Origin of the sequence: Yersinia aleksiciae (genome assembly GCF_001047675.1) — a bacterium.
In the GTDB taxonomy this organism is placed as follows: Bacteria; Pseudomonadota; Gammaproteobacteria; order Enterobacterales; family Enterobacteriaceae; genus Yersinia; species Yersinia aleksiciae.
Genome location: NZ_CP011975.1, coordinates 3,886,528 through 3,900,183, shown reverse-complemented (window position 1 = coordinate 3,900,183; position 13,656 = coordinate 3,886,528). Strand labels below are relative to the sequence as shown.

Here is a 13,656-nt window from a genome sequence, read left to right as displayed (position 1 = left end):
AACTGGGTTAACATTTCACCAGCGACATTAGGCATATCGCAGCCGAGTGACAGAGAATAAATACGCGAAACCTTGTGGCAAATACAGTAATAGTGATTTCCTCATAAATACTAACATGTTATATTCATTTCTGCTGAATCATTGGTGAAAAAAATGACTACTGTACCGCTTAATACCACCAGACAGATGAAACAAAAAAATATTATGTTGGTTACAAGTACATTAAAATCACTGATATCTGCAACCAAAGGCGATATATCCAACCACACAGGGCTAAGTCTAGCGACATGCGGCACCATTTTGAATGAACTCTGTTCGAAAGGTGAAATCATTGAAGAATCTTTTGATGAATCACGTGGTGGTCGACCAGCTAAACGTTATATATATAATTCAAACTACTTTAGCCTATTAAGCATTTATGTCGAGGGGACCAATACCTCAGGTATTATCTCCTCACGCCTAACGTCTGCGGATAATAAAACCATTGAAGAGCACGATGAAACTTACAGTAAGTTCACTGTAGAAGCGTTAATAGCCCACATTCAAAAAATTGCTGATAAACACAGTAATATCAAAGCCATCGGGCTAGGTTTGCCCGGAGTTGTTGTCAGCGGAAACGTACTTTCCTGCGACATTACTAGCCTGGAAGGATTAGCAATAGCCGAGCAATTAAGTGCCCGATTTGGTATTTTTGTCCAGGTAGGTAATGACATGAACTATACGGCATTTGGCTTCTATCGGAATAACTGTCGAAATATAGATGAACCTATCGCATATATTTATATGCCACCAAGGCATTGTGCTGGTTGTGGTATCGTTATTTCAGGAAAAATGCTTAGAGGTGCAAGTCAATTTGCAGGTGAAGTATCAAAACTGCCATTTTATGATAACTTTGAAAATAGCATTAATATAAAATCTCATCACACATTAGTGATAGAGAGATTGATCAATATTGCGTCGTCTTTGATTGCAATAATCAACCCCGTCACCATAGCCATATCAGGGGAATTAGTCAGCCAGAATTGTATTGAAGATCTCTATAGCGAATTACTAAATAGGTTTGATAGCAAAAACATCCCCCACTTTGTTTACCGCGATAGCATAAAATCTGATTATCATAATGGAATATCAGAATACACCCTTGACGCCTACAATAACTTCCGAGTATTTAGGATTTAGCACTCAGATACTTCTGCGATGAATCTGTCTGAGGCAGAAATATCACTATTCAAAAAAACAGACTTCAAGCCAGCACTCACCCCCCCCTTTTCAACCTTAGATGATAAACCAGCCCATCCGTCAAGATTGTGCTTGACACTTCGAGTTGCAGCATTATATTTTATCACTTAATTTAAGTCTTTTATAAAGTGATTTTGAATTGATGACTTAACCACACTTAACCAGAGAAAGGTCACTATAGAATGTCTACGTATACCATCGACTACCCTCTGGACTCTCAGGCCAAACGTGTCGCCACACGTGCCATCTTCTTTGTCGCCGGATTTGCTATGGGGCTTTGGGCATCACTGGTGCCCTATGCACAAAACAGATTAAATTTCGATGCAGGTTCATTGGGCATACTGCTGCTCTGCCTGGGTAGCGGCTCGCTTCTGGCAATGCTTTTCTCAGGAAAACTCATTGGCCGTTTTGGGTGCAGAAAGATAATGCTATCGGGTATCGTGCTGGCTTGCATTTTCTTACCTACCTTGGCCGTTATCGACCAATTCCCCATAATGGCACTATGCCTATTCTTTTTTGGTGCGGGTATTGGCCTGGTCGATGTCGCCGTGAATGTTCAGGGTTCTCTGGTTGAACAATCCGCTGATAAACCGCTTATGTCTGGCTTCCACTGCTTATTCAGTATTGGCTCACTTGCTGGCGCAGGTGGTGGCGCAATACTGTTTACGGTTGGCTTAATGCCCTTCACTGTAACACTTGTTGCTGTCGCGGTGATTGCAATAATTACATCAGCCGTATTTAACGAATTAATCCCCTTTGGCGATCATAAAGAGCCTAATGAGCCAGTAATAACAAAACCGCGACCCAACTTTAGGCTTATTTTAATGGCACTAATGTGCATGATATGTTTCATGGCGGAAGGTGCAATATTGGATTGGAGTGGCGTATTTCTGACGAATGACCGTGGCCTCGATATCGCCCATGCTGGATGGGGATTTGCCATTTTCGGTGGCACAATGTCGGTCATGCGTTTTACTGGCGACAAAGTTGTCAGCCTCTTGGGCCGTAAAACCGTACTGATCATCAGTAGTGTATTTGCCATGATCGGTTATGCCATCGCAGTCACTATTCCTGACTGGAAATTTACTTTGCTTGGTTTTGCTCTGGTCGGGATTGGTGCTGCCAATATTGTTCCAGTACTTATCACTCTGGCGAGTCAGGAAAAAGTCATGCCCGTTAATATGTCTGTCGCCTTAGTTGCAACAATGGGTTATTTCGGGGTCTTGGGTGGACCAGCATTAATCGGATTTATTGCCCACTTAACTGACCTTTACATGGCATTCTCAATCGTTGCACTGACATTTCTGGTTATCGCAATAGGCGCGTTTAAGCTGAAGTATTCCAGCGACTAGTGCCAATATTGCTGAAATGAAAAGCAGCAGGAGGCTTAGCCAAGACATTTATTGCAGATCAGATTTAAAGATTAAAATGTAACTGAGTAGGTAATTTTACCGGCTAGCAAAATTATGCTAGCTTTTTTTTAGATAAATTACGCGTCAATATTTTCTATCAGCCCTATTTTAAGCTAAGTTAAAGAGGAAAACGAAATGAGCATCAAAATTATTGCTGTTGATATGGATGGAACCTTCCTCAACGATCAAATGAGCTTTGATCGGAAACGGTTTAGTGCGCAATATTCACAATTAAAAGAAAATGGAATAAAATTTGTTGTTGCCAGTGGTAATCAATATTATCAGCTAATCTCATTTTTTCCTGATATCGCTCATGAAATCGCTTTTGTTGCTGAAAATGGTGCCTATGTTAGCAATGAAAATACCGAGATTTTTTGTGGCAAAATAACCAGTGATGACTGTCATAAAGTGCTAAAAACATTGCTGACAATATCCTATCTTGATGTGATATTTTGCGGAAAGAATGGTGCGTACATGCTGAGCTCCTCAGATGAAGAATTCTATACCACCATGAGTAAATATTATCATCGTCTTAAAATCATTGATGACTTTGATCAAGTAACAGAACCGGCATTTAAATTTGCGATCAGCCTACCCAATGATGAACTACCCGATTTTATGGCCTTCATTGAACATAAATTGGCTGGTATCGTCACCCCAGTCTCCAGCGGTCATGGTTCTGTTGACCTAATAATACCTGGCGTCCACAAAGCCAATGGCATTAAATTACTCCAAGATATTTGGGGGGTAAAGGATGAGGAAGTCGTGACCTTTGGTGATGGTGGCAATGATATCGAGATGCTGCAATATGCAGGTTTCGGTTATGCCATGGCGAATGCACCAGACAAAATTAAAAAAATCGCAAAATATCAGACTGACTCAAATAATGACTTTGGTGTGTTAAATGTAATAGATAAAATTCTAAAAAAAGAACCTCCTTTCGCATAAACATCCACATCAGATGGCGGGAAACTTCCCGCCTATCCTATTAAAATCCGAGCTTAATTGTAACTCGGCAATCAATAGTACTCTGTATTATATATTGCTGTGTAAACCTCAATAACTTTACCTTCAGGTTCCATACTCTCTATTTTGCAAGATGTTGGATTGCCATGTGAGTCAGTCTGACAATCTCTTTGGGTAGAAAGTACAAATTTATCATCTTCATAAATCTTTGTTTTATAATTGAATGGTTTTTTCCCTTTTGCATCAAGTTCAGTCATTATTTTAAACGTCTTACCGTTATCATAGCTAATGTCTACGATAGGAAAACCATTATCGTCATAATCGTAATGTTTTTTTATCGCACCGGATTCTGACATTTTGACATCTGTTACGAATCCTTTGTCATTAATTATGACTTTAACGTTTCCACTGGCGGTCTGAGTAATGTTACATTTGTCGTTTAAAGCGAGTTGTTTTTCTTTAGTTTTATTATCGACCAGATAACTTCCCTCTTTTACGTAATCCAAATCGACATCTTGAGCCGGAGTCTGTATCTGGAGAGTAGTAAAACAGCCATGCTCATTAATCTCTGCATGAACCTCAGAATAAGTATCACCCTTCGCATCTAGCATTTTTTGAGTCAGTGATCTCACGGGTCCCTGTATTGGATCAAATCCGAATATATTCGAATAACTTGCAACATTCGCTGTGAAAACGAAAGGTTCATGTCCCCTATCGCAGGCACTTAATGTCAAAGCCAGCAAACAAATCCTTAAAATCCGTACCATTAATTACTATTCCTATAATAATCAGTGGGCATACTCTAGCAGGTATGACGCCAAAACCATGAGACGCACCGCTAATACCTTAAAAATTTTCGGAATTTTGCCAATAGAAGCCTATTGTGCTTATTACTCAGAGATAAATCTCTTTCAACAGCTGAGCCATACCAAGAGGCAAACTAACGTAAGTACTAACCATGTCAGTTAATGGTGGCTGTTTTGCTGGAGGGTTTTGCAGGAGCGTCAAGGTGGGGGTTTTAAAAATCACGGAAGCCGAAGCCTCCGTGAGATATTGCACTCAATATGCAATTACATATGCTGAATAATGGCGTCGCCAAATTCACTGCATTTCAACAGCTTAGCGCCGTCCATCAGACGTTCGAAATCGTAAGTCACGGTCTTGGCCTGAATCGCGCCTTCGGTGCCTTTGATAATTAAATCAGCCGCTTCGAACCAGCCCATATGACGCAACATCATTTCTGCAGACAGAATAATAGAACCTGGGTTCACCTTATCCTGACCCGCATATTTTGGTGCCGTACCGTGTGTGGCTTCGAATAAGGCACATTCATCACCAATGTTGGCCCCTGGCGCAATACCGATACCGCCAACCTGTGCAGCCAATGCATCAGAGATATAATCGCCGTTCAGGTTCATACAGGCGATAACATCATATTCAGCAGGACGCAGTAGGATTTGTTGCAGGAAGGCATCAGCAATCACATCTTTCACGATGATCTCTTTGCCGTTGTTTGGGTTCTTGATTTTAACCCATGGGCCGCCGTCGATCAGTTCACCACCAAACTCCTCACGCGCTAACTGGTAACCCCAGTCTTTAAATGCGCCTTCGGTGAATTTCATAATGTTGCCTTTGTGAACCAGAGTGACTGATTCACGATCGTTGGTAATTGCATACTCAATCGCAGCACGTACCAAGCGTTTGGTCCCCTCTTCTGAACAAGGTTTTACACCGATACCACATTGTTCAGGGAAGCGGATTTTCTTCACACCCATCTCTTCACGTAGGAACTTGATGACTTTCTCAGCTTCTGGTGAGCCAGCTTTCCATTCGATACCCGCATAGATGTCTTCTGCGTTTTCGCGGAAAATCACCATGTTGGTTAATTCAGGGTGTTTTACCGGGCTTGGTGTCCCTTCGTAATAACGCACGGGGCGCAGGCACACATACAGATCGAGTTGTTGACGTAAAGCAACGTTTAAAGAGCGAATACCGCCACCGACTGGTGTCGTCAATGGGCCTTTAATTGCAACGCGATAGTCACGAATCAGATCCAACGTTTCTTCTGGCAACCAAACGTCTTTACCATAAACATGCGTTGATTTTTCACCGGTGTAGATCTCCATCCAGGCGATTTTACGCTCACCTTTATAGGCTTTCTTCACTGCAGCATCGACCACGTTGATCATGGCTGGAGTCACATCAACGCCAATGCCGTCACCTTCAATAAAGGGAATGATCGGATTATGCGGAACAACCAGTTTACCCTGAGCATCGACAGTAATTTTCTTACCTTCTGCCGGAACCACTACTTTGCTTTCCATCAACCTCTCCTTCAGCGCAATTTTGTTAATGCCTTGTAAGATTCGTGTCAATACTACTTGAATATTCGTTCCACGCCAATCCGAAACGGATTGAGGTATAATGCGCTAATCATTCGGAATCGCAATAATCATGAATAAATTCTCTGTTAAAAATCACAAAGTTAACCGATTCAGCACTAAGTCACAGGCCAAAACGGTAACCCCAGTCACCCCACGGCAAGTACTGTTATTCAACAAGCCTTTTGATGTGTTACCCCAATTTACAGATGAGTCCGGACGCCGAACTTTGAAGGAATTTATTCCTTTTAATGATGTTTACGCCGCAGGCCGACTCGATCGTGACAGCGAAGGTCTGTTGGTATTAACCAACGATGGCAAGTTACAAGCCAAACTGACGCAACCGGCCCAGAAAACAGGTAAAGTCTATTTTGTGCAAGTTGAAGGGGTACCTGGAGAGGAAGTGCTTACACAGCTACAACGGGGGTTGATCTTAAAAGATGGCCCGACCTTACCAGCCGGAGCTGAGCTAGTGGGTGAACCCGAATGGCTCTGGCCACGTAATCCGCCCATTAGAGAGCGAAAGTCTATCCCCACCAGTTGGTTAAAGATCACGCTTTTCGAGGGTCGCAACCGGCAAGTTCGCAGAATGACCGCCCATGTTGGCTTCCCAACCCTGCGTCTGATACGTTTTAGTATGGGTAATTTAAGTCTTGGCGACTTACAGCCAGGCGAATGGAAGGAGATAAACCATGTTTAAGCCCCATGTTACCGTCGCTTGTGTCGTTCATGCTCAAGGGAAGTTTTTAGTCGTAGAAGAGACCATTAACGGTAAAAAGTTATGGAATCAGCCCGCGGGTCACTTGGAGGCAGATGAAACCCTGCTACAAGCCGCAGAAAGGGAACTGTGGGAAGAGACCGGCATTCGTACAACACCCCAATCGTTTTTGCGGATGCATCAATGGATTGCACCGGACAAAACGCCATTCTTACGTTTCGCTTTTGTCATTGAACTGCCGTTCCCGCTGCCGACGTCACCCCATGACAGTGATATCGACTGTTGCCTGTGGCTCACTGCCGATGAAATACTGCAATCAGCCAATTTGCGCTCACCGCTGGTCGCTGAAAGTATCCGCTGTTACCAACAACCGGAGCGCTATTCGCTTGATTTGGTAGGCTCCTTTAACTGGCCGCTATAACTGGTGGATTTGATTTACGCAGGTAATTTCACCCAGACTGCGAATCGGCAATGCAGCAACGCGATCAACGTGATAAAATCCGGCGCTTGTTTTTATAATGCCTTTCCCGTGTGGGTAAATTATTCGGATGGTTAATCCGCGAGAGCCCTGCCGAGGCTTAGGTAATTACGTTAGTGAGACTCCCATGTCAGATAACAGCCAGAAAAAAGTAATCGTCGGTATGTCCGGCGGTGTCGACTCTTCCGTTTCCGCTTACCTGCTCCAGCAACAGGGTTACCAAGTCGCTGGTCTGTTCATGAAGAACTGGGAAGAGGATGATGACGAGGAGTATTGCTCAGCAGCGACCGATTTGGCCGATGCTCAAGCAGTATGCGACAAGCTGGGCATGGAGCTGCACACCGTCAATTTTGCCGCAGAGTATTGGGATAACGTGTTCGAGCTATTCCTCGAAGAGTATAAAGCTGGGCGTACGCCTAATCCCGATATCCTCTGTAATAAAGAGATAAAATTTAAAGCTTTCCTTGAGTTCGCCGCCGAAGATCTGGGGGCTGACTATATCGCTACCGGTCATTATGTTCGCCGCCAGGACGTTGACGGTAAAAGCCGCTTGTTACGTGGTCTGGATGGCAATAAAGATCAAAGCTACTTCCTTTATACACTCAGCCACGAACAGCTTGCTCAGAGCCTGTTCCCAGTGGGTGAGTTAGAAAAACCTGAAGTTCGCCGCATCGCCGAGCAGCTTGATCTGGTCACCGCCAAGAAAAAAGATTCTACCGGCATCTGCTTTATCGGTGAACGTAAGTTCCGCGATTTCCTTGGCCGCTACCTGCCCGCGCAACCCGGTCCTATCATGACCGTAGATGGTCAGCACATGGGTGAGCATCAGGGATTGATGTACCACACATTGGGGCAACGTAAAGGTTTAGGTATCGGTGGCACCAAAGATGGTGGTGATGACCCTTGGTATGTGGTGGATAAAGATGTTGCCAACAATATCTTGCTGGTCGCACAAGGCCATGAACATCCGCGATTAATGTCTGTGGGCCTGATTGCCCAGCAGTTGCATTGGGTTGATCGCCAGCCAATAACTGCCGCTTTCCGCTGTGTCGTGAAAACACGTTACCGCCAGCAGGACATTCCCTGCACCGTGACACCATTGGATGACGAACGCGTCGAAGTTCGGTTTGATGCTCCAGTCGCGGCGGTCACACCCGGTCAGTCCGCCGTCTTCTACCAAGGCGAAGTGTGTCTCGGTGGTGGTATTATTGAAGAGCGCTATCCACTGACTGACTCAGCAACCCACTAATTCAGTCAACACTGAGCCAAAATGTTTACAGGAGTGACCGTGGCGAAGAACTATTATGATATTACGCTGGCATTGGCAGGGATCTGTCAGTCAGCTCGCTTGGTTCAACAGTTGGCCCATGAAGGTCAGTGCGATAACGATGCATTAAGTCCCCTGCTGGGGGGATTGCTGCAAACCAATCCCCCTTCAACACTGGCCGTGTTTGGTGGTGATGAACAATCCCTGAAAATGGGGTTGGAAACCTTGCAAAGCGTCTTAAATGCCAATCGTCAGGGGCCAGCAGCAGAACTGACCCGTTATACCCTGAGCCTAATGGTGCTTGAACGTAAGCTCAACGCCAATAAGTCAGCTATGAATACCTTAGGTGAACGTATCAGTCAGCTTGATCGCCAACTGGCACATTTTGACCTCGAATCTGAAACCATGATGAGTTCGCTGGCATCCATTTATACTGATGTTATCAGCCCACTTGGCCCACGTATTCAGGTCATAGGTTCACCGGCTATTTTACAAAGCACACTGGTGCAGGCAAAAATTCGTGCCACCCTGTTGGCGGGTATCCGTTCAGCCGTGCTTTGGCAACAAGTTGGCGGAAGCCGCTTGCAATTAATGTTTTCGCGAAATCGTCTGTTTAAGCAGGCACAGAGTATTCTTGCTCATAATTGAAATCTGATCTCAGGAGTCGCCACCGATGGAATTATCCTCACTGACCGCCGTTTCACCTATTGATGGACGCTACGGCGATAAAGTCAGCGCACTGCGCCCAATCTTCAGCGAATTCGGTTTGCTGAAATTCCGTGTGCAGGTCGAAGTACGTTGGCTGCAAAAACTGGCCGCCTGTGCAGAAATCAAAGAAGTTCCGGCTTTTGATGCCGACGCAAACGCTTACCTTGATAAGATCGTGCAAGAGTTCAATGAACAAGATGCACAACGCATCAAAACCATTGAACGCACCACTAATCATGATGTGAAAGCGGTTGAGTACTTCCTGAAAGAGAAAGTGGAAAGCATTCCAGCCTTACATGCGGTGTCAGAATTCATTCACTTCGCTTGTACGTCTGAAGATATCAATAATTTGTCCCACGCCTTAATGTTGCAAACCGCCCGTCAGGAAGTGGTACTGCCGATGTGGCGTCAACTTATTGATTCCATTAAAGCATTGGCCCACCAATATCGTGACTTACCGCTGCTGTCCCGCACCCATGGCCAACCCGCAACCCCCTCCACTATCGGTAAAGAATTTGCGAACGTCGCCTACCGTATGGAGCGTCAGTTCCGCCAACTATCACAAGTGGAAATTCTGGGTAAAATCAACGGTGCTGTCGGCAACTATAATGCGCACATCGTGGCTTATCCTGAAGTTGACTGGCACCAGTTCAGCGAAAGTTTCGTCATGTCACTGGGGATTACCTGGAACCCATACACCACTCAAATAGAACCTCATGATTATATTGCTGAGCTTTTTGATTGTGTTGCCCGTTTCAATACTATCCTGATCGATTTTGACCGCGATATTTGGGGTTATGTTGCACTGAATCACTTCAAGCAAAAAACCATCGCTGGCGAAATTGGTTCAAGTACCATGCCGCATAAAGTGAATCCGATTGATTTCGAAAACTCCGAGGGCAACCTTGGGCTGTCTAACGCGGTACTGGGCCATTTGGCTAGCAAATTACCGGTTTCCCGCTGGCAGCGTGACCTAACGGACTCCACCGTGTTGCGAAATCTAGGTGTCGGCCTGGGTTATGCCCTGATCGCCTATCAGGCGACGTTGAAAGGGATCAGTAAGCTAGAAGTTAATGAAGCACACTTGTTGGAAGAGTTGGACCATAACTGGGAAGTTCTGGCCGAGCCCATCCAGACCGTAATGCGCCGCTATGGCATTGAAAAACCGTATGAAAAGCTGAAAGAACTCACCCGCGGTAAACGTGTTGATGCCGCAGGTATGCAGGCGTTTATTGATGGTCTAACCCTGCCGGAAGAAGAGAAAACTCGCTTGAAGGCCATGACGCCAGCCAACTATATTGGTCGGGCTACAGCCATGGTCGATGAATTAAAATAATGCTGACCGCTTAGACAGCCAACGTCATTGGCGTTGCAGGTAAATATCACCTAGACGCCCCTCAACTCACTCAAGCCAGTGAGTTGAGGGAGGTGACTCTAGCGAACAAGTCACAACTTAAAATATCAAGGAAATACAGAAGGTTTAATATTGCCCACCTCACTTCGTTGCCTTTTTACCCCCCTGCTTTCCCTCCCTGTTGAGCCTCGGTTTACCTGTTATCACTGATAATGCTAGCGATATCAGAAGGACTTTATACACGCAGGAGCAATTATTACATGTTGAAAAAAACCCTATTTTCTCTTGCCCTGATGGGCACTTGTACCACCGCGATGGCGAGTGATTACACATACATCGCTGGTGGTCTGCAATACGGTGCAATCAATAATAATGCCAATTTTGATAAGCAATTTAATCAAAATAATTACGCTCAAGTCGGTAAGCGTGATATGGGTGGGATATACCTCAACGGTGGTTATGGCTTTGATAATGATATATTTATTGATGCGCGACTGAATAGTATCGGCAATGATGATCGGGCTCTTGCAGAAGCCGTGCTCGGTGTGGGATACCACTTTGCTTTTTCACCCAATATCGACTTTTATAGCTTAGTGGGCGCGAGCCGCCATGCGATGGTATTTGATGCCAGCAAAGAGGGTAAAAAAACCGATACCAGCAATAGTGCAACCGGTGAAATCGGTATTAAAAGCAAACTTTCGCAAAATATCGGTATGGATATAGCCTACCGCATCGCAAACTACGACCATAGTGCATTTAATGAGGCACGCATTATGACAAGCTATGCTTTGACACCAAACCTTGCGGGTGAAGTCGGTTACACCTACCATAATTGGAAAGTCAATGACCAGACAGTGCAAGCGGGTTTGCGTTATAACTTCTAAATAATCAGTTTTAATGACTTTCCGGGTAACATTTGATTACCCGGTTAAAGACTTATCGAGGGATGTGGTATGCGGGTTCTGGTTGTGGAAGATAATGCTTTGTTGCGTCACCATCTGACGGTACAAATGCGTGAAATGGGCCATCAGGTTGATGCAGCAGAAGATACCAAAGAGGCGGACTATTTCTTGCAAGAGCACGCCCCAGATATCGCAATTATTGATCTTGGCCTACCCGGTGAAGATGGATTGAGCCTTATCCGTCGCTGGCGTAGCCATCAAACAAATTTGCCCATTCTGGTGCTGACTGCACGTGAAAGCTGGCAAGATAAAGTCGCGGTGCTTGAAGCCGGTGCTGACGATTATGTGACCAAACCCTTCCATCTGGAGGAGGTCATCGCTCGGATGCAAGCCTTGATGCGGCGCAATATTGGTCTGGCATCCCAGGTCATTGAGTTCCCTCCATTTCAGATAGACCTTTCGCGCCGAGAGTTGTGTGTCAATCAGCAACAGATTAAACTGACTGCCTTCGAATACACCATTATTGAAACCCTGATTCGTAATTCGGGCAAGGTCGTCAGCAAAGAGACACTTATGCTGCAACTGTATCCTGATGCAGAACTGCGTGAGAGCCATACCATCGATGTATTAATGGGCCGTTTGCGTAAAAAACTGCTGGCAGAACATGAGGGTGAAGTGATTACGACCATTCGTGGTCAAGGATATCGTTTTGACGCCAACTAGACACCATGTTCAGGAAAAATAGCAAACCCTTCTCCCTTCGTGCACGTTTTCTTATGGCAACAGCGGGTGTCATCCTAGCGCTGTCGTTATCTTATGGCATGGTCGCTGTGGTGGGTTATATTGTCAGTTTTGATAAAAACACCTTCAGAGCCCATCGCGGTGAAAGTAACCTATTCTTCAGCTTGGCACAGTGGCATGACAATAAACTCAGTATCTCAGTACCCCCTGAACTTGAACTAAACATCCCTACGCTGATTTTGATTTACGATAAAGATGGCAATATCTTGTGGCGTCAACGTCATGTCCCCGAACTTGAATCTCATATCGAAAAAAGCTGGCTACAAAAACCCGGCTTTTACGAACTGGATACTGGAACGCACATCAGTAGCATGATGTTGGGTGATAATCCGAAAGCCCAAGACCAGCTCAAAAAGTACGACGATAACGACAACAGTGCTCTGACTCACTCAATATCAGTCAATACTTATCCAGCGACCGCCCGCTTGCCACAACTCACTATTGTGGTCGTCGATACCATTCCGCAGGAACTACAGAGGTCTGACTTGGTTTGGGACTGGTTTAGTTATGTTTTACTGGCAAATTTGCTGTTGGTGATCCCTCTGCTGTGGTTGGCCGCCTATTGGAGCCTTCGACCAATTAAAGCGCTGGTCAGCCAGATCAATCAGCTCGAAAAAGGTGAGCGCGAACAACTGGATGAGAACCCTCCCCGCGAATTACAGAGCCTGGTTCGCAATCTTAATATATTGCTGACCAATGAACGCCAACGTTATACCAAATATCGCACTACACTGTCGGACCTTACCCACAGCCTTAAGACCCCATTGGCGGTATTACAGACGGCGTTACGTTCTTTGCGCACCGGCAAACAGGCAACCATTGAAGAGGTCGAGCCGATCATGCTTGAGCAGATAAGCAGAATCTCTCAGCAAATTGGTTATTATCTGCACAGAGCCAGTATGCGTTCAGAACATAGCGTGCTGGTTCGGGAAATTCACTCTGTTCCAGCCCTATTGGATAGCCTGTGCAGTGCGCTGAATAAAGTTTACCAGCGTAAAGGGGTGGTATTGACACTGGATATCTCCCCAGAAGTCACTTTCCTTGGGGAGAAAAATGACTTTATGGAAGTGATGGGCAATGTTTTGGATAACGCCTGCAAGTACTGTTTGGAGTTTGTCGAGATTACCTCCCTGCACTCTGAAAAACAGCTCACTATTGTGGTCGAGGATGACGGGCCAGGCATCCCTGAAAGTAAACGGCAGTTGATTTTCCAGCGCGGCCTGCGGGTGGATACGTTACGTCCTGGACAAGGGTTGGGATTATCAGTCGCCGCCGAAATTATCGAGCAGTATCAGGGCGAGATTTCCATCACTGAGAGTCCCTTAGGTGGCGCAAAAATGATGGTAACCTTTGGCCAACAGAACGATTACCATGATGATTAACAAAATTTGCCTATCACCCCCTGATACTGGTGGCTGGCATCCGTTATA

Annotated in this window: 13 protein-coding genes; 11 read left to right on the top strand and 2 right to left on the bottom strand. The window is 45.3% G+C overall.

Annotation, left to right across the window (positions count from 1 at the left end; translation table 11 throughout):
- Nucleotides 1-153 precede the first annotated feature (153 nt).
- The 3 genes from ACZ76_RS17475 to ACZ76_RS17465 all read left to right on the top strand — a co-directional run bounded on the left by ACZ76_RS17475 (nucleotide 154) and on the right by ACZ76_RS17465 (nucleotide 3,599).
- Nucleotides 154-1,179: an ROK family protein gene (locus ACZ76_RS17475; RefSeq protein ID WP_048620051.1), complete on the top strand. Its 1,026-nt coding sequence runs from the start codon at nucleotides 154-156 to the stop codon at nucleotides 1,177-1,179.
- 242 nt (nucleotides 1,180-1,421) lie between these two features.
- Entirely contained in the window at nucleotides 1,422-2,591 is a 1,170-nt protein-coding gene (locus ACZ76_RS17470; RefSeq protein WP_048620050.1) for an MFS transporter, read from the top strand.
- 195 nt (nucleotides 2,592-2,786) lie between these two features.
- Entirely contained in the window at nucleotides 2,787-3,599 is an 813-nt protein-coding gene (locus tag ACZ76_RS17465; RefSeq protein ID WP_048620049.1) for a Cof-type HAD-IIB family hydrolase, read from the top strand.
- 71 nt (nucleotides 3,600-3,670) lie between these two features.
- Here ACZ76_RS17465 and ACZ76_RS17460 read toward each other — a convergent pair whose 3' ends face one another.
- Both ACZ76_RS17460 and icd read right to left on the bottom strand, forming a co-directional pair.
- A complete protein-coding gene (locus tag ACZ76_RS17460; protein WP_048620048.1) occupies nucleotides 3,671-4,384 on the bottom strand; it encodes a YnfC family lipoprotein in 714 nt (237 codons plus the stop codon).
- A 303-nt stretch (nucleotides 4,385-4,687) separates the two neighbouring features.
- Nucleotides 4,688-5,941, bottom strand: a complete 1,254-nt coding sequence (icd, locus tag ACZ76_RS17455) for an NADP-dependent isocitrate dehydrogenase (protein WP_004873900.1) — start codon at nucleotides 5,939-5,941, stop codon at nucleotides 4,688-4,690.
- Nucleotides 5,942-6,071: 130 nt separating this feature from the next.
- On the opposite strand from icd, the gene rluE reads away from it, so the two are divergent.
- From rluE to phoQ, 8 genes are all read left to right on the top strand, one after another.
- Nucleotides 6,072-6,698, top strand: a complete 627-nt coding sequence (rluE, locus tag ACZ76_RS17450) for a 23S rRNA pseudouridine(2457) synthase RluE (RefSeq protein WP_048620047.1) — start codon at nucleotides 6,072-6,074, stop codon at nucleotides 6,696-6,698.
- Nucleotides 6,691-7,137 carry an NUDIX hydrolase gene (locus tag ACZ76_RS17445; protein ID WP_048620046.1) on the top strand — a complete coding sequence of 149 codons (447 nt, stop codon included), beginning with the start codon at nucleotides 6,691-6,693 and terminating at the stop codon, nucleotides 7,135-7,137. The genes rluE and ACZ76_RS17445 overlap by 8 nt, the downstream gene beginning before the upstream one ends.
- A 184-nt stretch (nucleotides 7,138-7,321) precedes the next feature.
- On the top strand, nucleotides 7,322-8,443 hold the full coding sequence (mnmA, locus tag ACZ76_RS17440; protein ID WP_048620045.1) for a tRNA 2-thiouridine(34) synthase MnmA: 1,122 nt from the start codon (nucleotides 7,322-7,324) through the stop codon (nucleotides 8,441-8,443).
- 39 nt (nucleotides 8,444-8,482) lie between these two features.
- The gene (hflD, locus tag ACZ76_RS17435; RefSeq protein ID WP_048620044.1) at nucleotides 8,483-9,109 is read left to right on the top strand and encodes a high frequency lysogenization protein HflD; all 627 of its coding nucleotides are present in this window, start codon (nucleotides 8,483-8,485) and stop codon (nucleotides 9,107-9,109) included.
- A gap of 25 nt (nucleotides 9,110-9,134) precedes the next feature.
- A complete protein-coding gene (gene purB / locus ACZ76_RS17430) occupies nucleotides 9,135-10,505 on the top strand; it encodes an adenylosuccinate lyase (protein WP_048620043.1) in 1,371 nt (456 codons plus the stop codon).
- 278 nt (nucleotides 10,506-10,783) lie between these two features.
- Nucleotides 10,784-11,407, top strand: a complete 624-nt coding sequence (locus ACZ76_RS17425) for an outer membrane beta-barrel protein (RefSeq protein ID WP_048620042.1) — start codon at nucleotides 10,784-10,786, stop codon at nucleotides 11,405-11,407.
- A gap of 69 nt (nucleotides 11,408-11,476) precedes the next feature.
- Entirely contained in the window at nucleotides 11,477-12,148 is a 672-nt protein-coding gene (phoP, locus tag ACZ76_RS17420; RefSeq protein ID WP_048620041.1) for a two-component system response regulator PhoP, read from the top strand.
- Between the two features lie 5 nt (nucleotides 12,149-12,153).
- Complete coding sequence (gene phoQ / locus ACZ76_RS17415; RefSeq protein WP_048620040.1) at nucleotides 12,154-13,608, top strand: two-component system sensor histidine kinase PhoQ; 1,455 nt, start codon at nucleotides 12,154-12,156, stop codon at nucleotides 13,606-13,608.
- Nucleotides 13,609-13,656 lie beyond the last annotated feature (48 nt).